Annotated in this window: 24 protein-coding genes; 17 read left to right on the forward strand and 7 right to left on the reverse strand. The window is 72.4% G+C overall.

Annotated elements, in window-relative coordinates; all coding sequences use genetic code 11:
- The first annotated feature begins 69 nt into the window (after nt 1–69).
- The 12 genes from D1825_RS14555 to D1825_RS14610 all read left to right on the forward strand — a co-directional run bounded on the left by D1825_RS14555 (nt 70) and on the right by D1825_RS14610 (nt 12,086).
- Complete coding sequence (locus tag D1825_RS14555) at nt 70–807, forward strand: DUF2306 domain-containing protein (protein ID WP_118768132.1); 738 nt, start codon at nt 70–72, stop codon at nt 805–807.
- A gap of 10 nt (nt 808–817) precedes the next feature.
- On the forward strand, nt 818–1,393 hold the full coding sequence (locus D1825_RS14560) for a pyridoxamine 5'-phosphate oxidase family protein (RefSeq protein WP_118768133.1): 576 nt from the start codon (nt 818–820) through the stop codon (nt 1,391–1,393).
- 95 nt (nt 1,394–1,488) lie between these two features.
- Complete coding sequence (locus D1825_RS14565) at nt 1,489–2,433, forward strand: ABC transporter ATP-binding protein (RefSeq protein WP_233549918.1); 945 nt, start codon at nt 1,489–1,491, stop codon at nt 2,431–2,433.
- Nucleotides 2,430–3,401, forward strand: a complete 972-nt coding sequence (locus D1825_RS14570) for an ABC transporter permease subunit (protein ID WP_118768134.1) — start codon at nt 2,430–2,432, stop codon at nt 3,399–3,401. Before D1825_RS14565 ends, D1825_RS14570 begins: the two co-directional genes overlap by 4 nt.
- A 159-nt stretch (nt 3,402–3,560) precedes the next feature.
- A complete protein-coding gene (locus D1825_RS14575) occupies nt 3,561–4,490 on the forward strand; it encodes an ABC transporter ATP-binding protein (protein WP_118768157.1) in 930 nt (309 codons plus the stop codon).
- The gene (locus D1825_RS14580) at nt 4,487–5,479 is read left to right on the forward strand and encodes an ABC transporter permease subunit (RefSeq protein WP_118768135.1); all 993 of its coding nucleotides are present in this window, start codon (nt 4,487–4,489) and stop codon (nt 5,477–5,479) included. The genes D1825_RS14575 and D1825_RS14580 overlap by 4 nt, the downstream gene beginning before the upstream one ends.
- Nucleotides 5,480–5,743: 264 nt before the next feature.
- A complete protein-coding gene (locus tag D1825_RS14585; RefSeq protein WP_118768136.1) occupies nt 5,744–7,624 on the forward strand; it encodes an acetolactate synthase large subunit in 1,881 nt (626 codons plus the stop codon).
- A gap of 5 nt (nt 7,625–7,629) precedes the next feature.
- Entirely contained in the window at nt 7,630–8,154 is a 525-nt protein-coding gene (gene ilvN / locus D1825_RS14590; protein WP_118768137.1) for an acetolactate synthase small subunit, read from the forward strand.
- A 43-nt stretch (nt 8,155–8,197) separates the two neighbouring features.
- Nucleotides 8,198–9,226, forward strand: coding sequence for a ketol-acid reductoisomerase (gene ilvC, locus D1825_RS14595; protein ID WP_118768138.1), 1,029 nt, complete (start codon nt 8,198–8,200; stop codon nt 9,224–9,226).
- A 92-nt stretch (nt 9,227–9,318) separates the two neighbouring features.
- Nucleotides 9,319–9,759 carry an ASCH domain-containing protein gene (locus D1825_RS14600; RefSeq protein WP_233549919.1) on the forward strand — a complete coding sequence of 147 codons (441 nt, stop codon included), beginning with the start codon at nt 9,319–9,321 and terminating at the stop codon, nt 9,757–9,759.
- Nucleotides 9,760–9,816: 57 nt separating this feature from the next.
- Complete coding sequence (locus tag D1825_RS14605; protein WP_118768139.1) at nt 9,817–10,875, forward strand: 3-isopropylmalate dehydrogenase; 1,059 nt, start codon at nt 9,817–9,819, stop codon at nt 10,873–10,875.
- Between the two features lie 101 nt (nt 10,876–10,976).
- Nucleotides 10,977–12,086: a branched-chain amino acid aminotransferase gene (locus tag D1825_RS14610; RefSeq protein ID WP_118768140.1), complete on the forward strand. Its 1,110-nt coding sequence runs from the start codon at nt 10,977–10,979 to the stop codon at nt 12,084–12,086.
- A gap of 51 nt (nt 12,087–12,137) precedes the next feature.
- Here D1825_RS14610 and D1825_RS14615 read toward each other — a convergent pair whose 3' ends face one another.
- Nucleotides 12,138–12,764: a DUF6069 family protein gene (locus D1825_RS14615; protein WP_118768141.1), complete on the reverse strand. Its 627-nt coding sequence runs from the start codon at nt 12,762–12,764 to the stop codon at nt 12,138–12,140.
- A gap of 421 nt (nt 12,765–13,185) precedes the next feature.
- Between D1825_RS14615 and cimA the strand changes: the two genes are divergently transcribed.
- From cimA to D1825_RS14635, 4 genes are all read left to right on the forward strand, one after another.
- Nucleotides 13,186–14,799, forward strand: coding sequence for a citramalate synthase (cimA, locus tag D1825_RS14620; RefSeq protein WP_118768142.1), 1,614 nt, complete (start codon nt 13,186–13,188; stop codon nt 14,797–14,799).
- 77 nt (nt 14,800–14,876) lie between these two features.
- A complete protein-coding gene (locus D1825_RS14625; protein WP_118768143.1) occupies nt 14,877–15,755 on the forward strand; it encodes a hypothetical protein in 879 nt (292 codons plus the stop codon).
- 2 nt (nt 15,756–15,757) lie between these two features.
- A complete protein-coding gene (locus D1825_RS14630) occupies nt 15,758–16,834 on the forward strand; it encodes a lipoate--protein ligase family protein (RefSeq protein WP_118768144.1) in 1,077 nt (358 codons plus the stop codon).
- A gap of 4 nt (nt 16,835–16,838) precedes the next feature.
- Entirely contained in the window at nt 16,839–17,237 is a 399-nt protein-coding gene (locus tag D1825_RS14635; RefSeq protein ID WP_118768145.1) for a YccF domain-containing protein, read from the forward strand.
- A gap of 4 nt (nt 17,238–17,241) precedes the next feature.
- Here D1825_RS14635 and D1825_RS14640 read toward each other — a convergent pair whose 3' ends face one another.
- A complete protein-coding gene (locus tag D1825_RS14640) occupies nt 17,242–17,553 on the reverse strand; it encodes a DUF202 domain-containing protein (RefSeq protein ID WP_158580743.1) in 312 nt (103 codons plus the stop codon).
- Complete coding sequence (locus tag D1825_RS14645) at nt 17,550–17,915, reverse strand: YidH family protein (protein WP_118768147.1); 366 nt, start codon at nt 17,913–17,915, stop codon at nt 17,550–17,552. Before D1825_RS14645 ends, D1825_RS14640 begins: the two co-directional genes overlap by 4 nt.
- A gap of 71 nt (nt 17,916–17,986) precedes the next feature.
- Between D1825_RS14645 and D1825_RS18300 the strand changes: the two genes are divergently transcribed.
- Complete coding sequence (locus tag D1825_RS18300) at nt 17,987–18,130, forward strand: hypothetical protein (RefSeq protein ID WP_158580744.1); 144 nt, start codon at nt 17,987–17,989, stop codon at nt 18,128–18,130.
- Nucleotides 18,131–18,132: 2 nt separating this feature from the next.
- On the opposite strand, the gene D1825_RS14650 is transcribed toward D1825_RS18300, so the two are convergent.
- The 4 genes from D1825_RS14650 to D1825_RS14665 all read right to left on the reverse strand — a co-directional run.
- Entirely contained in the window at nt 18,133–18,840 is a 708-nt protein-coding gene (locus D1825_RS14650; RefSeq protein ID WP_118768148.1) for a YggS family pyridoxal phosphate-dependent enzyme, read from the reverse strand.
- A gap of 37 nt (nt 18,841–18,877) precedes the next feature.
- Nucleotides 18,878–19,369, reverse strand: a complete 492-nt coding sequence (gene ybaK, locus D1825_RS14655) for a Cys-tRNA(Pro) deacylase (protein ID WP_118768149.1) — start codon at nt 19,367–19,369, stop codon at nt 18,878–18,880.
- A 9-nt stretch (nt 19,370–19,378) separates the two neighbouring features.
- On the reverse strand, nt 19,379–19,969 hold the full coding sequence (locus D1825_RS14660) for a VIT1/CCC1 transporter family protein (RefSeq protein WP_118768150.1): 591 nt from the start codon (nt 19,967–19,969) through the stop codon (nt 19,379–19,381).
- A 108-nt stretch (nt 19,970–20,077) separates the two neighbouring features.
- On the reverse strand, nt 20,078–20,326 hold a 249-nt coding region (locus tag D1825_RS14665), incomplete at its 5' end, for a DUF3516 domain-containing protein (protein WP_118768151.1).

The raw sequence follows: 20,326 nt of genomic DNA on the forward strand, positions 1-20,326 counted from the left end.
CAGCCCCACCGATAGCTCGGTGGGGCTGCCGCACAGACCCGCGCCACGGGCGTCCCTAGCGTCGTCGACATGACGACGACGGCCACGCCCGCCCCGCTCCGCCAGGTCACCCGCCGCCCGCGCCGCGCGAGCTGGACGGTCGTGACCCTGACCTCGGTCGCGATCGCCACCTACGCGGTCAGCCCCTATCTCGTGCAGTCGCTCGAGGCGCTCGCGGCGGACGACGCCGGGCTCGCGTCCGGGTACGCCGGCCGGTCCGCGGCGATCCTCGCCGCGTTCTACGTGCACGTCGTGGCGGGCGGCATCGCGCTGCTCGTCGGGCCGTTCCAGTTCTGGGCGGGCCTGCGCCGACGACGGCCGGTGGTGCACCGCGCGCTCGGCCGGGTCTACCTCGGGGCGGTGGGGATCGCCGGCCTCGGTGCGCTCGCGCTGGCGCCGTTCAACACCGCGGGCATCGTCGGCTTCTTCGGGTTCGGCACGCTCGCCGTCCTGTGGCTGCTCACCGCCTGGCGCGGCTACCGCGCGATCCGCTCCGGCGACGTGCGCGCGCACCAGGCCTGGATGATCCGCAACTTCGCGCTCACCTACGCCGCGGTCATGCTGCGCGCGTGGACAGGCGTGCTGATCGCGGCGCAGGTTCCGTTCGTCTCGGGTGCGTTCGACGCCGAGGCGGCGTTCGCCAACGCGTACGCCGCGGTGCCGTTCCTGTGCTGGCTGCCCAACCTCGTCGTCGCCGAGTGGCTGGTCCGGCGGCGCGGCCTGCCCACGCTGCGAATCACCGAGCCGGCCCGGGCGACGCAGGGCTAGCGTGCGGTGCATGGGAAAGGTGCACGAGTCGATCGACGGTCGCCTGCGAACCTTCGTCGAGAAGCAGCCGATGTTCTTCGTCGCCACCGCGCCGAGCGGGCCGGACGGGCACGTCAACGTGTCGCCGAAGGGCATCCCCGGCTCGTTCGTCGTGATCGACGAGCACACCGTCGCCTACGTCGACCTCACCGCCAGCGGCTCGGAGACGATCGCGCACCTGCGCGAGAACGGCCGCATCACGATCATGTTCTGCGCCTTCGACGGCCCGCCCAACATCGTCCGCCTGCACGGCCGGGGCCGCTTCGTCACGCTGTACGACGAGGGCTTCGACGACCTGCTCGCGCGGTTCCCCGCCGACCTGCCGGAGGAGCGCGGCACCCGGGCCGTGATCCTCGTCGACGTCGACCGCGTCTCCGACTCGTGCGGCTACGGCGTGCCGCTCATGAGCTACGAGGGCGAGCGCGACCTGCTGCCGCCGTACATGGAGCGCAAGGGCGCCGGGGGGCGCGCGGACTACCGGCGGCTGAAGAACCGCGTGAGCATCGACGGGCTGCCCGGCTTCGACATGGACCCCGCGCCGCGCTGACCAGCGCGGACCCCTCAACCCTCGCCCGTGCGATGCCGATGCGCTGAGCATGCCGGGGGTGCCGGCGGCGGGCTGCTCGAGGGGGACGACCACGCGTGAGCGACGAACCGGCGATCCGGACCAGGGGCCTGCGCAAGACCTACCGGTCCTTCACGCTGCGTGAGGTGGTCGCGGTCGAGGGGCTCGACCTCGAGGTGCCGGTCGGCGGCGTGCACGCCTTCCTCGGCCCCAACGGCGCCGGGAAGACGACGACGATCCGGATGCTGCTCGGCCTGGAGCGTCCCGACTCGGGCTCGATCCGGGTGCTGGGTCACGACCTGCCCGGTGGGCTGGGGGCCGCGGTCGCCAAGGTCGGTGCGATCGTCGAGCAGCCGCGGTTCTACCCGGCGTTCTCCGGCCGCAGGAACCTGTCGCTGCTCGCGCAGTCCGTCGGTGCCGGGGCGAAGGTCGACGGCCTGCTCGCGCAGGTCGGGCTGGCCGACCGCGCGGGCGACCGGTACCGCTCGTACTCGCTGGGGATGAAGCAGCGCCTCGCGGTCGCGTCGACGCTCCTCAAGGACCCCGAGCTCGTGATCTTCGACGAGCCGACCAACGGGCTGGACCCGGCCGGCGTCCACGACGTCCGGACGATCATGCGGGCGCTGGCCGACGCCGGGCGCACCGTGCTCGTGTCGAGCCACATGCTCGCCGAGGTCGAGCAGGTCGCCGACACCGTCTCGATCGTGGTCGGCGGACGGCTCGTCGCCGACGGGCGGGTCGCGGACCTCATCGGGTCGCGCGCCAGGGGAGCGGTCCGGGTGGACGTGACGGATCCCGTCAGGGGAGGCGAGGCGCTCGAGCGACGCGGCTGGATCGTGCGCCGCGACGGCGAGGTCCTCGTCGTCGAGGGTGTGGACGATCCGGTCGAGATCTCCCGCGTGCTGGCCGACGCCGGCGTGTACGCGCGCGAGCTGGTCGCCGAGCGGCCCGACCTCGAGCAGGTGTTCCTCGAGCTCACGGGCGCGCAGGGCGCCGCCCGGCCGCAGGGGGTCGGTGCATGACGACGCTCCTGCGCATCGAGCTCGAGCGGTTCCGCTGCCGCGGCGTGCTGTGGCTCGTCGCCGGACTCCTCCTGCTCACGGGCTCGGGGTACGTGCTCATGACCTGGGGCCACACCGCTCCAGCATCGGCGGCGGAGGTCGCGGCGGCGACGGAGGCGTTCCGCGTCGACGCCGAGGGCGCGAAGCAGTTCGTCGAGCGCTGCCTCGAGCTGCAGGCGACCGACGAGGGCAATGACCTCGACTGCCGGCCGCCCGACCTCCCCACGCTGTCGCAGTACATCCCCGAGCCCCCCGAGCTCTCGTGGGAGCTCGGTGACGCCGTCGGCGGGATGAAGGTCCCCGTCCTGATCGCTGCGCTGGCGATGGGGGTCAGCTTCGTCACCGCCGAGTTCGGCGCCCGCACCATGGGCACGTGGCTCACGTTCGCGCCACGACGCAGCCGGGTGCTCGCGTCCAAGACCGGGGCGGCCGTGATCGGCGTCCTCCCGGCGGCGCTCGCAGCGCTGGCCGTGACGATCGGCGGAGTCGTCCTGGTGTACCTCGTCCGAGGGCTGGATCTGGGCGAGGCGTCCGTGTGGACCGATCTCCTGCGCTTCGTGACCCACCTGCTCCCAGCAGCGGCAGTCGCGGCCGTGCTGGGCGCTGGTCTGGCCTTCGCCGTCAGGAACGCAGCCGCGGTGGCAGGAATCGTCGTCTGGTGGGCGCTCGCGGTCGAGGTCGCCTTGCCGCAGATCATCCCGGCGCTCGCGCCCGCCACGCTCGGGCTCAACCTGCGAGCGTGGCTGGAGGGCGGCGCGGAGTACACCGTGCAGGAGTGCAGGCCCGATCCCGACGTCCTCGGGGCTCAGGTGTGCGAGGACGTGGCTCGGACCGTCGGCTCCGCGCAGGGCGGCCTCGTCCTCCTGCTCACGGCCGCCGTGGTCCTCGCGATCGGAGCGCTCGTGTTCCGTCGTCGCGCCGTCACCTGACGCGCACATCTGACCTGCCGTTTCGCCCACGCGACGCCCGTCGGCCAGGTACGGTTCGGGCAGTCGCGACGACGAGGCGCGCACGACGAAGGGGGCTTCGTGACCGCTGACCTGGCGATCTCGACTCGGGGACTGCGCAAGACCTACCGCAAGCTCAACATGACGCGGTCGGTCGCGGTCGAGGGACTCGACCTCGACGTGCCCGTCGGCGGCGTGCACGGGTTCCTCGGCCCCAACGGCTCGGGCAAGACGACGACGATCCGGATGCTCCTCGGGCTGATCCGCGCCGACGCCGGCACGATGCGGCTCTTCGACCAGGAGGTGCCGAAGGCGCTCCCGGAGGTCGTCGGTCGCGTGGGTGCCATCGTCGAGCAGCCCAAGTTCTTCCCGAACTTCTCCGGCCGCCGCAACCTCACGCTGCTTGCGGGCGCGATCGGCGTGGACCCGAAGCTCGTCGACGTCGTCATCGCGGACGTCGGCCTCGCCGACCGCGCGAAGGACCGCTACCGCGGCTACTCCCTCGGTATGAAGCAGCGCCTCGCCATCGCGGCCACGCTCCTGAAGGACCCCGACCTGCTGATCTTCGACGAGCCGACCAACGGCCTGGATCCCGCGGGCATCCGCGAGATCCGCGGCACGATGCGCGGGCTCGCGGACCGGGGCAAGACGGTGCTCGTCTCGAGCCACATCCTCAACGAGGTCGAGCTCGTCGCCGACACGGTCTCGATCATCGCCCGCGGCCGGCTCGTCGCGAGCGGCCGCGTGACCGACCTCATCGGCGCCGCGGCGACGACCGCGGTGCGCGTCGGTGTGCCGGACCCGGCGGTGGCCGGTCCTGTGCTGGCCGCGCAGGGATGGTCCGCGCGTCTCGACGGGCACCTGCTCGTCGTCGAGGGGGCGCCGGACCCCGGCCGGATCACGCAGGTCCTCGCCGGTGCCGGGATCTTCGTGAATGAGCTGGTCCCCGTGCGCGCCGACCTGGAGTCGGTGTTCCTGGAGCTCACGGCCGGGCAAGGACCGGGCACGCACGCCGAGTCCGCGGACCATGCCCCGCACGGTCGGCGCGCCCAGAAGGGCGGTGCGGAGTGACGCGGCTGGTGCGGGTCGAGCTCGCGCGGTTCTTCGCGCGCATCCTCGTGTGGTGCGTCGCGGTCGGCCTCGTCGCGGTCTCCGGGCTCATCGTGCTCGATGCGTGGCGCTCGTCGTCCCCGCCGTCGGCGGCCGACCTCGCGGACGCCCAGACGTACTACGAGCAGAGCCTCGCCGACTGGGAGGCGAACAACGACCAGTACGAGGCCGACTGCCTGGACCAGCTGCAGCAGGCGAAGGACAACGGCGACGACACCACCGGCTGGACCTGCGACTACCCCGCGCCCTCGCTCCAGGACTTCGTCAACGCGGACCCCCCGTTCGCCGAGGCGGGGCAGGGGAAGCTGAGCAACCTGGCCATCCCGCTGGTGCTCGCGCCGTCGCTCATGGCGGTCAGCTTCATCGCGGCGGAGTTCGCCACCGGTGCGATCAGCAACTGGCTGACCTTCGCGCCGAGGCGCAACCGGGTCTACTGGAGCAAGGTCGTGGCGGCCGTCCTGGGCGTCGCGCCGGCGGTGCTGGTCTCCACGGCCGTCGCTGCCTTCGGCATCTGGCTGGCGTACCGGTCGCACGGGACCATCGGTGACCTCGGCCCACACGGCTACCGGCCCTACGTCGACACCTCGCTGCGACTGGTCGCGCTCGGACTCGGCTTCGCCGCCGGCGCGGCTGCCCTCGCGTTCCTGCTGCGACACACGGCCGCCGTGCTCGGTGCGGTGATCGGCTGGGCCGTGGTGTGGGAAGGCGTCATCGGCAGCGCAGTCTCGGGCATGCGTCCCTACACGCTGTCGTTCGACATCGTCGCCTGGGTGCAGGGGAGTGCGAGCTACTACGTCGACGAGTGCTCCCGAGCCGAGGACGGGACGATGCAGTGCGTCGGTGTCGAGCAGGTCACGCACATGACACAGGCCGGGCTCCAGCTGGGCGGGGTCGTCGTCGCGCTGGTCCTGGTGGCGTGGGTGGTGTTCCGACGGCGCGACGTGGCGTGAACCGGTTCCACAGAGTGGTCCCGTGAACCACGATGTGAGACGGCGTGACAGCCAGCCTACGGAGGCGTAGCCTCGCTGGCGTGCAGACGATCATCCTCGTAGTACTTCCTGAGCGCGCCGGCTGAGGCCACCCGCACAGGCCTCGTCAGCGCGCTCACCCCTCGTTCGGCCCACGCGGCCTCGAGGGGTTTTCTGTTGTCCGGCCCGGACGACGACCGCAAGGCATGACCCCGCAGCACCACCGCACGCAGGGAGAGAACAACGATGACCGGTCCCCACCCGGCACCGCCGCGCACGCCCGCTCCGCCCGCCCACGGCTCGGCCGTGGTCAGCCCGCGCTCGGCCTCCGTCTCGGCAGCCACCTCGTCGACCAGCCCCGCGACCAGCTCGATCACCGAGCAGGTCACGGGCGCCAAGTCGATCGTCCGCTCGCTCGAGGAGGTCGGCGCCGAGGTCGTCTTCGGCATCCCCGGCGGCGCGATCCTGCCGACGTACGACCCGCTCATGGACTCGACCCGCGTCCGCCACATCCTCGTGCGCCACGAGCAGGGCGGCGGCCACGCGGCCGCGGGCTACGCGTCGGCGACCGGCAAGGTCGGCGTCTGCATGGCCACGTCCGGCCCGGGTGCGACCAACCTCGTGACCGCGATCGCCGACGCGCACATGGACTCGGTGCCGCTCGTCGCCATCACCGGCCAGGTCGGCGCGTCGCTGATCGGCACCGACGCGTTCCAGGAGGCCGACATCGTCGGCATCACGCTCCCGGTGACCAAGCACAACTACCTGGTGACCGACCCCGACGACATCCCGCGGGTCATCGCCGAGGCGTTCCACATCGCCTCGACCGGCCGCCCCGGCCCCGTGCTCGTCGACATCGCCAAGTCCGCGATGCAGGCGCAGACCACGTTCACCTGGCCGCAGGAGATCTCGCTGCCGGGCTACCACCCGGTCACCAAGCCGCACGCCAAGCAGATCCGCGAGGCGGCCCGGCTGCTCGCGACCGCTCGTCGGCCCGTCCTGTACGTGGGCGGCGGCGTCATCCGCGCCCGCGCCTCCGCGCAGCTGCGGGCGCTCGTCGACGCGTCCGGCGCTCCCGTCGTCACGACGCTCATGGCCCGCGGTGCGCTGCCTGACTCGCACCCGCAGCACCTGGGCATGCCCGGCATGCACGGCACGGTCCCGGCCGTCGCCGCACTGCAGAAGGCCGACCTCGTCGTCGCGCTCGGCGCGCGGTTCGACGACCGCGTGACCGGCCTGCTGTCGAGCTTCGCGCCCGACGCGGCCGTCGTGCACGCGGACATCGACCCGGCCGAGATCAGCAAGAACCGCACCGCGGACGTGCCGATCGTCGGCGACCTGCGCGAGGTCCTGGCGGACCTGCTGCCCGAGCTCGCCCGCGAGCACGCGCAGCACGGCAAGCCGGACGTCGAGGCGTGGTGGGCGTTCCTGAGCGGCCTGCGCGACTCGTTCCCGCTGGGTTTCGACGAGACGACCGACGGCCTGCTCGCCCCGCAGCACGTCATCTCCCGGATCGGCGAGCTGACCGGCCCGGACGCGGTCTACGTCGCCGGCGTCGGCCAGCACCAGATGTGGGCCGCGCAGTTCATCAAGTACGAGCGGCCCAACGCGTGGCTCAACTCGGGCGGCCTGGGCACCATGGGCTACTCGGTGCCGGCCGCGATGGGCGCCAAGGTCGGCCAGCCGGACCGCACGGTCTGGGCGATCGACGGCGACGGCTGCTTCCAGATGACCAACCAGGAGCTGGCCACCTGCACGATCAACGACATCCCGATCAAGGTCGCGGTGATCAACAACTCGTCGCTGGGCATGGTCCGGCAGTGGCAGACGCTGTTCTACGAGTCGCGCTACTCCCACACCGACCTGCACACGGGCCACGGCACGCGGCGCGTGCCCGACTTCGTCAAGCTCGCGGACGCGTACGGGGCGGTGGGCCTGCGGTGCGAGTCGAAGGCCGACGTCGACGCGACGATCAAGCGGGCGCTGGAGATCAACGACCAGCCCGTCGTCGTGGACTTCACGGTCTCCCGTGACGCGATGGTCTGGCCGATGATCGCCTCGGGCGGCAGCAACGACTTGATCGAGTACGCCCGTGGCATCAGCCCGGCGTGGGACCGGGAGGACTGATCCAGATGAGCCGTCACACACTGTCGGTGCTCGTCGAGAACAAGCCGGGCGTGCTCACGCGCGTCGCGGGCCTGTTCGCCCGACGATCGTTCAACATCCACTCGCTCGCGGTCGGCCCCACCGAGCACGACGAGATCTCCCGGATCACCGTCGTCGTGGACGTCGACGAGCTCCCGCTCGAGCAGGTGACCAAGCAGCTGAACAAGCTGATCAACGTCATCAAGATCGTCGAGCTCGAGGACGCCGCCTCCGTGCAGCGTGAGCTGCTGCTGGTCAAGGTGCGCGCGGACGCGTCGCAGCGCACCGGCGTCCTGGAGATCGTCAACCTGTTCCGGGCCCACGTCGTCGACGTGGTGCCCGACTCGGTCGTCATCGAGGCGACCGGGTCCCCGGGGAAGCTCGAGGCGCTGCTCGCGGCGCTCGAGCCGTTCGGCGTCCGGGAGATCGTGCAGTCCGGCACGGTCGCCATCGGACGCGGTTCCCGCTCGATCACGGACCGGGCGCTCGAGCGCGTCTCGCGCTCCGCCTGATACCTCTTGTCTCGCACACCCACATCACCTAAGGAGTTCCACCGTGGCTGAGCTGTTCTACGACGACGATGCCGACCTGTCGCTGATCCAGTCCAAGAAGGTCGCCGTCATCGGCTACGGCAGCCAGGGGCACGCGCACTCGCTCAACCTGCGCGACTCCGGCGTCGACGTGACCGTCGGTCTGCGCGAGGGCTCCGCGTCCCGCGCCAAGGCCGAGAACGAGGGCCTCAAGGTCGCCACGGTCGCCGAGGCCGTCGCCGGCGCCGAGGTCGTCGTGATCCTCGCGCCCGACCAGGTCCAGCGCATCGTCTACCGCGACGAGATCGAGCCCAACCTGCAGCCGGGCGCCGCCCTGGTCTTCGGCCACGGCTTCAACATCCGCTTCGGCTACATCAAGCCGGCGGCCGAGAACGACGTCTTCATGGTCGCGCCCAAGGGCCCCGGCCACCTGGTCCGTCGCGAGTACGTCGACGGCCGCGGCGTGCCCGTGATCGTCGCCGTCGAGCAGGACGCCTCGGGCTCCGCCTGGGCGCTCGCGCTGTCCTACGCCAAGGCGATCGGTGGCCTGCGCGCCGCCGGCATCAAGACGACCTTCACCGAGGAGACCGAGACCGACCTGTTCGGGGAGCAGGCGGTCCTGTGCGGTGGCGTCAGCCAGCTCATCCAGTACGGCTTCGAGACGCTGACCGAGGCGGGCTACCAGCCCGAGGTCGCGTACTTCGAGGTGCTGCACGAGCTCAAGCTCATCGTCGACCTCATCTTCGAGGGCGGCATCACCAAGCAGCGCTGGTCGGTCTCCGACACCGCCGAGTACGGCGACTACGTCTCCGGCCCCCGCGTCATCACGCCGGACGTCAAGGCGAACATGCAGGCCGTGCTCGCGGACATCCAGAACGGCGCGTTCGCCGAGCGGTTCATCAACGACCAGGACGCGGGCGCTCCCGAGTTCAAGGAGCTGCGCGACAAGGGCCAGAACCACCCGATCGAGCCCGTGGGCCGCGAACTGCGCAAGCTGTTCGCGTGGGTCAAGCCCTCGGACTCCGATTATGTCGAGGGCTCGGCCGCGCGCTGACCTCACGTTTCACCGAACGGCACCCCGGTCACCCGGGGTGCCGTTCGTCGTTCGTGCGCAAGGATGGGCGCAACGACGACGAAGGGCTGGCGATGAGCAACGACACAACTGGCGACGACGCGGCAACCGGGGACGACCAGTACGAGGCCGAGAACATCGCGACGGACGCCGACGACCGCATCACCGCGTTCTGGCAGGCGGCCCGCGGCCACGTGGGCTTCGGCAAGATGGAGTCGATCGTCGGCGGCAGCCCGCTGGACGTCGTCCCGCCGCCGTCGTTCTCGTTCGGCGAGGGGGAGGAGGCCGACGCTCTCCTCACCGAGGTCCTGGCCGGGTCCCGAACGTCCACCTCGGCGCCGCGCGACGAGTTCGGCGACGAGCTGCCGCGCGTCGGCGACCTCGCGATCGTGCTGGACGGCGCCGGCGAGCCCCGCGCGCTGATCCGGACCACGGAAATCGAGTCCGGCACCGAGGTCGTCGAGCGTTTCGAGCTCGTCTACCCGACGAGCGGACCGACGCCCGCCGTCGACTGATCGCCACTAGATGAGATGGTCGTCCCGAGAGGTGGACGCCGGTCTAGGGTGGATCGCATGAGCAGCCACGCCGACGCCCGCACCATCAACCTCGCCGTCGTCGCCGGTGACGGCATCGGCACCGAGGTCGTCGAGCAGGGGCTGCTCGCGCTCGAGGCGGCCCTGACGGGCACCGGCGTCGGCGTGTCCACCACCGACTTCGACCTGGGCGCGCGCCGCTGGCACGCGACCGGCGAGACGCTGACGGACACCGACCTCGACGCGATCCGCACGCACGACGCGATCCTGCTCGGCGCCATCGGCGACCCGACGGTGCCGAGCGGCGTGCTCGAGCGCGGGCTGCTGCTCAAGCTGCGCTTCGCGCTGGACCACTACGTGAACCTGCGCCCGAGCAAGCTGTTCCCGGGCGTCCCGACACCGCTGGCGAACCCGGGCGAGATCGACTTCGTCGTGGTGCGCGAGGGCACCGAGGGCCCGTACGTCGGCAACGGTGGTGCGATCCGCGTGGGCACGCCGCACGAGATCGCCAACGAGGTGAGCATCAACACCGCGTTCGGCGTCGAGCGCGTGGTCCGTGACGCGTTCGCCCGCGCGGCGGCCCGCCCGCGCAAGAAGCTCACGCTCGTGCACAAGCACAACGTCCTGGTGCACGCCGGCCACCTGTGGCGCCGCACGGTCGAGGCCGTCAACGCCGAGTTCCCCGACGTGACGGTCGACTACCTGCACGTCGACGCGGCCACGATCTTCCTGGTCACCAACCCCGCGCGGTTCGACGTCATCGTCACGGACAACCTGTTCGGCGACATCCTCACGGACCTCGCGGCGGCGATCACGGGCGGCATCGGCCTGGCCGCGTCCGCAAACATCAACCCGGACCGTACGTCGCCGAGCATGTTCGAGCCCGTGCACGGCTCCGCCCCGGACATCGCGGGGCAGGGCAAGGCGGACCCGACCGCCACGGTGCTGTCCGTCGCGCTCCTGCTGGACCACCTGGGCCTCGCGACCCAGGCGCGCACGGTCGAGGCGGCCGTCGCCGCCGACATCGCCGAGCGTGCGGGCCGAGTACGGTCGACGGCCGAGGTGGGCAAGGACCTCGCCGCGCGCATCGCCGGCTGACCCTTCGCGCGTGCACCCCGGGCCCCGGCCCGTGCGGTTCGCCTGTCCTCCCGGCCGTCGTCACCGGTACCGTCAACTCGACCCTGGTGAAAGGCCCCGTCATGAGCACCCTCACGTCCCCCACGTCCGCTGACCTCTTCGAGATCCGCCGGACCACCACGCCCGTCCCGGACGAGCAGCGCGAGGCAGCGCTGGCCGCCCCCAAGTTCGGCACCGTGTTCACCGAGCACATGGCCCGCGTCTCGTTCACGCAAGAGTCGGGCTGGCAGGACCGTCGCGTCGAGAAGTACGGCCCGCTGCAGCTCGACCCCGCGACCGCCGTCCTGCACTACGCGCAGGAGATCTTCGAGGGCCTCAAGGCGTACCGGCACCCGGACGGCACCGTCTGGACGTTCCGCCCGAGCGCCAACGCGGCCCGCTTCGCGCGCTCGGCCCAGCGCCTCGCACTGCCCGTGCTGCCCGAGACCGACTTCCTCGGTGCGATCGAGGCGCTCGTGCGCACCGACCTGGCCTGGGTGCCCTCCGGCGAGGAGACGAGCCTCTACCTGCGCCCGTTCATGTACGCCTCGGAGTCCTTCCTCGGCGTTCGTCCCTCGCTCGAGGCGGAGTTCCTCGTCATCGCCTCGCCCGTCGGCCCGTACTTCGCGGGCGGCGTGCGGCCCGTGGCGATCTGGGTGGACCAGGAGTACCACCGCGCGGGTGCGGGCGGCACGGGCGCGGCCAAGTGCGGGGGCAACTACGCCGCGAGCCTGCTGCCGCAGCAGAACGCGTACGACAAGGGCTTCGAGCAGGTCTGCTTCCTCGACGCGTCGACGAACACGCTGCTCGAGGAGCTCGGCGGGATGAACGTGTTCCTCGTCAACGCCGACGGCAGCGTCTCGACCCCGCAGATGTCGGGCTCGATCCTCGAGGGCGTCACGCGCTCGTCGATCATCCAGCTGCTCGTCGACGCCGGCCACGAGGTCTCCGAGCGCCCGCTGCCCATCGCCGAGGTGCGCGAGGGCCTGGCGGACGGGTCGATCGCCGAGGTGTTCGCGTGCGGCACGGCCGCCGTCATCACGCCCATCGGGCGCCTCGCGAGCGACGACTTCGACCTGGTGGTCGGCGACGGCGACGCGGGCCCGGTGACCACGCGCATCCGCGCCGAGCTCACGGACATCCAGTACGGCCGGTCGACCGACCGGCACAGCTGGCTGCACCGCCTGGTCTGACCGCGACGACGAAGGGCCGCCCTGCGGGGCGGCCCTTCGTCGCGTCCGGGGTCAGTGCGCGGGCACGAGGCGTGCCGTGCGGGACAGGACCCCCGCGAGCAGGGACCAGATCGCGATGCCGATCAGCAGGTTGATGGCGCCCGACGAGACGGCGCGCGTGGTGTCGTCGGTCCAGGTGAGCGGGAGCAGGGCCGCGACGAGGGTCGCGAGGCCGATGATCCAGCCGAAGAACGCGCGCGGCCGCGGCGTCGAGAGCACGAGCAGGTGCAGCAGCCCGCCGGCGAGGATCGCCGCGACGGCCCCGCCGATCGCGTACGCGGCCATCGTGGAGTCCGTGTCGAACGGGTCCTGGTAGGTGAGCTTGACGTCGAGGATGTTCTGGAAGATGACGACGCCCGCGATGCCGATCAGCGCGGCGACCACCGCGGTCGCCACGACGCCGCCCCAGTACGGGCCCGCCGCCAGGCCGGCGCGCGGCGGGGTCGTCGGCTGCGTCGGGAGCGCGGGGGAGGGCGCGGGCGTGGTCGCGTAGACGGGCGGTTCGACGGCAGGCGGCACGGCGGGCGCGGCGGGTGGCGCGGCGGGCGCCGGCGCGGGCTCGGGGGCTGCCGGCGGCGGGTCGAACCGTCCCGCGGCCGGGATGCGGGTGGTCGGCGGCTGGTCCGGGGGAACGGACATGAGGGCTCCTCGAGCTCGGGTGCCTGGGACGCACGGCGGGACGATCGCACCGGCACGACGCCGGCATCCCGGCCAACGTAGCGATCCGGACGCGCGTCAGCCCGGCGAAGCGGAGGAAACGCCCGTGGCGACAGCGCCCACGCATGTCCACGAGGTGGAACGGGTGACCGCAGGGCAGGACGTGTGCCACGATGACGCTGTGACCACCACCTCACGCCCGGCGCTCATGATCGAGTAGCGCATCGACCACCACGTCGATGCGCAGACCTCCCGTACCCCGGGGGGTCTTTTTGTTGGTCGGGCCCACCCAGCCCGTGCGACTAGCGTCTCGACAGCGTCGTCGTCCGTCCCCGCACCACCCCCGCGGAGCACGGCGACGCAGGACCGCACGCCAGCAGGACCGTAACGAAGAGAGCCGATCGTGACTGCACCCACGACACCCCAGTTCCACGTCTACGACACGACGCTGCGCGACGGTGCGCAGCAGGAGGGGATGAACCTGTCGGTCGCCGACAAGCTCGCCATCGCCCCGCTGCTCGACGAGCTGGGGGTCGGGTTCATCGAGGGCGGCTGGCCGGGCGCGGTGCCCAAGGACACGGAGTTCTTCAAGCGCGCCGCCAAGGAGCTCGACCTGCGCAACGCCGAGCTCGCGGCGTTCGGCTCGACGCGCAAGCCCGGCGTCCGTGCGGTCGACGACCCGCAGGTGCGTGCCCTCGTCGACTCCGAGGCCCCCGTCGTCGCGATCGTCGCGAAGCACGACCTGCGGCACGCCGAGCGCGCGCTGCGGACCACGGGCGAGGAGAACATCGCGATGATCGCCGACACCGTGGCGTTCCTCGTGCGCGAGGGGCGGCGCGTGGTCGTCGACGCCGAGCACTTCTTCGACGGCTACCGGTTCGACGCGGACTACACGCGCGCCGCCGTGGTGGCCGGCTTCGAGGCGGGTGCCGAGGTCGTCGCGCTGTGCGACACCAACGGCGGCATGGTCCCGACCTGGGTCGCGGACATCGTGCACGAGCTGCGCGGGGTCGTCGGCCCGGACGCGATCCTCGGCATGCACGCGCACAACGACTCGGGCTGTGCGGTCGCCAACACCCTGGCCGCCGTCGAGGCGGGGTGCAGCCACATCCAGGGCACGGTCAACGGCTACGGCGAGCGCACGGGCAACGCCGACCTGCTCGCCATCGTCGCCAACCTCGAGCTCAAGTACGGCCGCTCGGTGCTCGCCTCGGGTGACGGCGGGCTCGCCGACCTGACCCGCATCGCGCACGCGATCAGCGAGATCACCAACATCTCCCCGTTCGCGCGCTCCCCGTACGTGGGCGCGAGCGCGTTCGCGCACAAGGCGGGCCTGCACGCCTCGGCGATCAAGGTCGACCCGGACCTGTACCAGCACATCGACCCGGCCCTCGTGGGCAACGACATGCGCATGCTCGTCAGCGACATGGCGGGCCGCGCGTCGATCGAGCTCAAGGGCCGCGAGCTCGGCTTCGACCTCGCGGGCCGCTCGGAGCTGCTCGGCCGCGTGACCGACCGCGTCAAGGACGCCGAGGCCAACGGCTACACGTACGAGGCCGCCGACGCGTCCTTCGAGCTGCTGCTCGTCGAGGAGATCGACGGCGAGCGCCCGCAGTACTTCCGGGTCGAGTCGTGGCGCACGATCGTCGAGCGCAGCGGGAGCCGCGGTACCCCCGCGACCGCCGAGGCGACGGTCAAGCTGCACGCGGGCGGTGAGCGGCACGTCAGCACGGGGGAGGGCAACGGCCCGGTCAACGCGCTCGACCACGCGCTGCGCCAGGCACTGATCAAGGTGTACCCCGAGCTCGAGAGCTTCGAGCTCATCGACTTCAAGGTCCGCATCCTCGACTCGATGCACGGCACCGACGCGGTGACCCGCGTGCTCATCGAGACGAGCGACGGGCAGACCGCGTGGAGCACCGTCGGGGTCGGCCCGAACCTGCTCGAGGCGTCCTGGGAGGCGCTGACGGACTCCGCCATCTGGGGGTTGCGCAACCGCGGCGTCGCGCCGCGATGAGCGAGTCCGCTGCGGCGACGCCCGTCGCGGCATAGCCTCGGGGGGACAGCACGGAGGACGACGAGGGGAGCGGCCCGTTGGCCGGCACGCAGCCGCAGCCGCCCGGACCAGGCGCGTCCTCCGAGCAGGTCGAGGAACGTTCGCGCTGGTGGTGGTGGATCGTGGTGGTCGCCGTCGCCGCGGCCGTCGTCCTGCTCGTCGTGCAGCCCTGGGCCGAGCACCAGACGGAGCCACCGCCCGGCAGCACGCCGTCGTCGGCCTCCGACGTGCCGAGCACCCCGAGCAGCGCGCCCAGCCCGACGACGTCGACGCCGGCACCCGTGCCAGGTGCTGACGCAGTGTTCGACGAGACCACGCTGCCGACCCTCTTCGTCACGGATGCCGACCTCGTCGCGGCCGTGCCCGCGGCCGCGTCGTCGCCCCTGCAGCCCGGGATCGGCGCGGGCGAGCTGCCGTGGGGGCTGCCGAGCGGGTCGACGATCGAGCCCGCGTCCTGCACCACGGCCGCCACGGTGGTCGCCGACGAGCCCGAGGCCTTCGACGCCCGCTCGTCGTCCAACGAGGCAGTCGACTGGGCGCAGCGCGTCACGGTGCTGGACGACGGGAGCGACGCCCGCGCGGCGTTCGCGGACCTCGTCACGACCGTCGACGCGTGCCCCGAGTACAGCCAGGTGAACCCCGGCATCGACGGCTCGAGCTGGGTCGCCCAGCCCGCGATCGAGGGCCAGGGCGCCTACCCGTCGATCGTCCAGGAGCGCACGCACCAGGCGGAGGGCAGCACGCTGCCCGAGTACCGTGGCCACATGCTCGTCGGGAACACCATCGTGACCTGGACGGCCACCGCGCTGGCCGCGGACGCGGACCCCGACGCCGCGCTCGCCACGCTGGGGGACCCCTCGACGCTCAACGCGATGGTGCAGGCTCGCGCGCAGCAGGCCGTGGGCGGGCTGGGCTGACGATGCACGGCGAGTACAAGGTGCCCGGCGGCAAGCTCGTCGCCGTGGACCTGGAGGTGCGCGACGGCGTGCTCGTCGACGTGGTCGTCAGCGGTGACTTCTTCCTCGAGCCCGACGAGGCGCTCGACGTGCTCGGCCCGTCGCTCGACGGGCTCCCCGAGGACTCCACGCCCGCACGCCTGACCCAGGCCGTGACCGACGGCCTGGCGGCGGCCGAGTCGGCCGGCCGGATCGCCGGACCGGTGGCGATGGTCGGCTTCGACGCACGCGCGGTCGCCCTCGCCGTTCGTCGTGCGCTCGGCTACTCCACCGCGTGGTCGGACCACACGTTCGAGCTCATCCACCCGGGGCCGATGCCGCCGGCCGTGCACGCCGCGCTCGACCAGGTGCTGACCGCCGAGCTGGCCGCGGGTCGGCGCGGGCCCACGCTGCGGTTCTGGGAGTGGGTCGAGCCCGCCGTGATCATCGGCTCGTTCCAGTCGCTGCGCAACGAGGTCGATCTGGAGGCGGCGCAGCGCTACGGGATCACCGTGGTGCGGCGGATCTCCGGCGGCGGCGCGATGTTCATGGAGGCGGGCAACTGCATCACCTTCTCGCTCGTCGTGCCCGCCTCGCTCGTCGACGCGATGACGTTCGAGGAGTCCTACGCGTTCCTCAACCAGTGGGTGCTGGGCGCGCTCGCGGACGTGGGCGTGCAGGCGTTCGTCACCGGGCTCAACGACATCGCGTCGCCCGCGGGCAAGCTCGCCGGCTCGGCGCAGAAGCGCATGGTCGGCGGCGCCGTGCTGCACCACGTGACCATGAGCTACGACATCGACGCGGACAAGATGCTCGAGGTGCTGCGCATCGGCCGCGAGAAGCTGTCGGACAAGGGCACCGCGTCGGCCAACAAGCGCGTCGACCCGGTGCGCTCGCAGACGCAGCTGCCGCGCGAGGCCGTGATCGACGCGTTCGCCGCCCACTTCCGCGCCCGCTACGACGTGGTGGACGGCGCGCTGACCGACGACGAGCTCGCGGAGGCGACCGAGCTGGCGCGCACCAAGTTCGGCGACGACGCGTGGACCGCCCGCGTACCGTGACGTCATGAAGACGATCCTGAACATCATCTGGCTGGTGCTGGCCGGCTTCTGGATGGCGCTCGGCTACGTGGCGGCGGGGATCATCTGCTGCATCCTCATCATCACGATCCCGTTCGGCATCGCGTCCTTCCGGATCGCCGGCTACGCGCTCTGGCCGTTCGGGCGCACGGCCGTCGACAAGCCCACCTCGGGCGCCTGGTCCGTGCTCGGCAACGTGGTGTGGTTCATCGTCGCGGGGCTCTGGCTGGCCCTCGGGCACATCGCCACCGGCATCGCGCTCTGCATCACGATCATCGGGATCCCGCTCGGCATCGCGAGCTTCAAGATGGTGCCGATCTCGCTGTTCCCGCTGGGCAAGGACATCGTGCCGTCGGACAACCTGACGGCGGCCTACGGGCGGTAGATGGTCAGCGGCCGATCGCGAAGGCGAGCGCGCCCAGCCCCAGCAGGGCGGTGACGACGGCGCACGTGGTGACGAGCCGGGCGCCCGCGATCTCCTGGTTGGCCCGGTGGTAGGAGCCCCACGCGAGGGCGCCGGCCATGACGATGCCGACGATGCCGATCACCAGGGCCAACGGCCCGAGCACGGGCTCGAGGACCTTGACCGACGCGATCGCGGCACCGAGCAGCGCCAGGCTCGTCCGGCGCCACGCGAGCTGCGTGCGGTGCGGCTGCAGCCCGGCGTCACCCTCGTGCCGGGTCGGCCAGGCCTCGGTCACAGGAGACTGCCGACGAGCACCACGAGGCCGGCGACGATCACGCCGACGGCCAGCAGCGCCGACCCGGTCGGGGCCGGGAGCGGCACCGACGTCCGCGCCGCGCGCTCCGCCCGTGCCCAGCCGAGCCACGCCCACAGCGGCGAGGCGATGCCGAGCACGATGAGCAGGATGGAGGCGGTGGTCCGCCACGGGCCGGAGATCGGCAGCTCGATCGCCTCGAGCGCGACCCCGCCGGCCAGCAGCGCGAGCGACGTGCGGATCCAGGCGAGGAACGTGCGCTCGTTGGCGAGCGTGAAGCGCGGGTCCGGCTCGGTGCCCACGCCGAAGACCCAGCGGGGACGGCGGGAGTCGGGGTCGGCCACGGGACCAGTATGGCCGCCGAGGTATCTGCGGGCGGGGATGCCGGCTCCTGGGCTGCGACGAAGGAGGACCCATGTCGCCCCAGCTGGACCGAGAGCTGCGCCGCATGTCCGTGCTGCAGGCCCGCGAGGCTGTGGCCCGCCGGCGGCGTTCCGTGCGTGTCCGCCAGGAGGTCCTGCTGCGCGGCGGTCGACCGATGGTGCGCGCCGCTCGCTGACGTCAGCGGGCCCCGAACACCGCTGACCCGATCCGGACGATCGTCGCGCCCTCGGCGATCGCCGGCTCCAGGTCGCGGCTCATGCCCATCGACAGCCCGGTCGCGGTCGGCACCGACGCGGCGACCTCGTCGCGCAGCGCGCGCAGGCGCGCGTAGCCCGCACGGACGACGGACTCGTCGGTCGAGTTCGCGCCCACGGTCATGAGCCCGACGAGCCGCAGCCCGTCCAGCGCGGCCACGGCCAGCGCGAGCTCGAGGGCCTCGTCGGGCGTGACGCCGTGCTTGGTCGGCTCGTCGGACACGTTGACCTGGACCATCACGTCGAGCCCGGCAGCGCGCGCCGCGAGCCGCTCGGCGAGGTCCACGGACGCGACCGACTCGACGCACGACGCCCAGCGCAGCGCGGCGTTGACCTTGTTCGACTGCAGCGGCCCGATGACGTGCCAGGTCGGCTCGAGGTGCGCGAGCTCCGGTGCCTTCGCGACGAGCTCCTGCACCCGGTTCTCCCCGAGCACGACGCGCGCCAGGCCGGCCTCGCGGCCCTCGTCGGCGGCGAGCGCGGCCGCGACGGCGTCGAGGGACATCGTCTTGCTCGCGAGCAGCAGCTGCACCTCGGCGGGGTCGCGGCCGGCGGCGAGCGCGGCGTCGGTGACGCGGCGGCGGACCACCGCGAGGCGGGCCGCGACCGCGTGGCGCACGTCGTCGTCCATGGGTGCAGACCGTACCGGGGTTCGTGTGGGCACGGACTCAGTCCCGCCCGATGTCCGCCACGGTCGCGTCGGTCAGGCGGACGAGGTCGTCGGGCGCGAGCTCGACGTCGAGCCCGCGGTGCCCGCCCGAGACGAGGACGGTGTCGAACAGCACCACCGTCTCGTCGATCACGGTGGGGTGCGGCATGCGCTGGCCGAGCGGGGAGATGCCGCCGACGACGTAGCCGGTGGCTCGCTCGGCGTCGTGCTGGTCCGCGAGCGAGGCCTTCTTGGCGCCGCACGCGTGCGCGAGGGCCTTGAGGTCGAGCTGACCCGTCACGGGGACGACGGCGACGGTCAGGACTCCGTCGACGTGCGTCACGAGCGTCTTGAAGACCTGCTCGGGCGGCACGCCGAGCGCGCGCGCGGCCTCCAGGCCGTAGCCGAGGTCGGAGTGCGGGTCGTGCTCGTAGGCGTGCGCCGTGTGCGCGACGCCCGCGGCGGTCAGCGCGACGAGGGCCGGCGTCCCGGTCGGTGCCTTCTTCGTCACGCCCCCACCCTAGAGCGCGAGGCCCACCAGGGACCCGACCGCGTACGTGACGATCATGGCGATCGAGCCGCCGGCCACGTTGCGGAGCACGGCGCGGCGCACGGGCGAGCCGCCGATGCGGGCGCTGACCGCGCCGGTCACGACGAGCGCGACGACGACCGCCGCGAACACGGCCGGCACGATCGCGGCGCCCCACGGGGCGAGCGCGACCAGCAGCGGGACGAGGCCGCCGACGACGAACGCGAACAGCGACGCCACGGCGGCGTGCCACGGGTTGGTGAGGTCCTCGTCGGGCGTCGCGAGGCCCGCGCGCTCGGCGTCGCGCTGGCTGCTGACCGACACGTACTCGCCCGTGGCCATCGACAGCGCGCCTGCGACGAGGCCCGCGACCCCGGCGGTGACGATCGAGGCCGTGGTCGACGAGGCACCGGCGACGCCGACGACGATCGCCGCGACCGAGACGATGCCGTCGTTGGCGCCCAGCACGCCGGCGCGCAGCTGGTTGAGCCGGCTGCCGGTCAGCGGGGCCGGCGCGGGCGCGGCGACGCGGTCCGACGCGGGAGCCGGACGGGAGATCAGGTGGGCCGAGATCGTGCTCATGTGGCTCACCGTAGGACGGGAAATCGTGGTTGTCATCGAAGCAAAGCCTCCCCTGACCTGCACAAACACAGGAGAGCCTTGCCTCATTCCCGGTCCCGCCCGGCGGGGCTAGAGCGCGCCGACCGCCGCGATGCGGAGCCGGATCTCGCCCACCTCGTCGGACGCCGCGAGGTCGACGACCGCCTCGATGCGCCAGTCGTGGTCGCCCTCGGCCTCGTCGAGCACCTGCCGCACCCGCCACGTGCCCGGAGCCTGCGTCACCTGGAAGAGCGCGGGGCCACGCGCGGGCGGGCCGGTGAGGATCTCGTCGTGGTCGTCGTAGAACGGGTCCAGCGCGGCCGACCAGCGGTCGGCGGT

The organism is Cellulomonas rhizosphaerae (genome assembly GCF_003470205.1).
Lineage (GTDB): Bacteria > Actinomycetota > Actinomycetes > Actinomycetales > Cellulomonadaceae > Cellulomonas > Cellulomonas rhizosphaerae.